This window comes from Xanthobacter aminoxidans, from assembly GCF_023571765.1.
In the GTDB taxonomy this organism is placed as follows: Bacteria; Pseudomonadota; Alphaproteobacteria; order Rhizobiales; family Xanthobacteraceae; genus Xanthobacter; species Xanthobacter aminoxidans.
This window is the reverse complement of record NZ_JAMJXC010000057.1, coordinates 1-1,264: the sequence shown is the minus strand read 5'-3', so window position 1 is coordinate 1,264 and position 1,264 is coordinate 1. Positions and strand designations below refer to the sequence as shown.

The window sequence follows — 1,264 nt, the reverse complement described above, 5'->3', positions numbered from 1 at the left end:
CTTTTTCATTACAGCACCGGACCTGCCCGGGGTGGCGGTGTTCCTGGTGGATAATACGGGGCCTGAGCCGGTCCTTTACCTCAATGGTGATCTGATCGCTGCCGGCTCAATCACGGCCTCGCATCTGGATGTCGCGACCCTTTCGGCCATCGTCGCCAACCTCGGCGAGATCACCGCTGGCGTGGCGCGCTCGGCGGACAACCGCCTCCGCATCGATTTCAACAACGCCTATATCCTTGGAAGCAGCTGACGGTGGCACTCACCCCCCGCTACATCTTCGGCAGTTTTGCCGGGGTGATGCGACTGCGTGTCTCGAGGCCCGGCTTTGACGTGACGGACCCGGCCCTCGGCGGCGAGCAGCTGGTGTTCGATTCCGCCCGGCCCGAGATCCTGTCCGTGCTCGCCGCCAACTGGCAGCTCTCGGGCTCGGTATCTGTCGAGACATGGACGGCGGACGGCGGCGTCACCTATACGCGCCGCTACCGCACCGTGACCTTCGCCACCCTGCCGTGGGAACCCATCTGCATCGGCTGGGCGCGGCAGATCAATGGCTCAGGGCAGGTCACATACACGCAGACGCCGAGCGCGTCCTATGTGGACCACTGCACCTTCACGGTAGGAGCGAGCAGCGGCGTCGACACCGCCTACATCATCTTCGCCAACCCGCTGACGCAGGCGGATAGCCGCGAGGCGGACAATGGCGGCAGCTACAATCTACTCGGCGGTGTCCACCCGACGCGCGGTCCGGGCCTGTTCGTCCCGCGCCGTGGTGCGGATGTGCTGTCCTGTCCAGACCGCGACCTGCGGCTGACCATCGAGCGCCCGTCCTTCCAGATCGCCGAGGCGGGGGCGGTGTGGCGGCCGGCCTCGGCCACCATGACGGTCAACCTGCGCGGCAGTTACCCGGACTTCCCGCCCGTCATCATCATGGCGAGCGAGGACCGGGGCTCGGCGCCCTCTGTCGCGGCCGGGCCGACTGTCGCCTGGGTCAACGCCAGCACGATCCAGATCACGATCACCAGCACCAACGCGCAGGCGCTGCAGTACATCATCCCGGCCTATGACCCTGCCTATGTGCATGGGCCGGATGCCGTCTCCACGCCGCGATGGATGATGAATGACACCGTTGGCCTCGCCATCAGCCAGCGCAATGTGGATGTGCGGTTCGCGAGCGACAGCCAGCTGCTGTTCCGCGCCACCCGGCCGATGCTCAACGTGGCCGAGCGCAAGGCGGTGAACAACGCCGGCGTCGCCGTCATCAGCA

Annotated in this window: 2 protein-coding genes; both read left to right on the top strand. The window is 66.4% G+C overall.

Translation table 11 applies throughout. The features are described from left to right. The coding region (locus EJ105_RS27585; protein WP_250168882.1) for a hypothetical protein at positions 1 to 250 on the top strand (250 nt) is incomplete at its 5' end. Positions 251 to 252: 2 nt separating this feature from the next. Continuing rightward, a partial coding sequence (locus EJ105_RS27580; protein ID WP_250168881.1) for a hypothetical protein occupies positions 253 to 1,264 on the top strand: 1,012 nt, incomplete at its 3' end.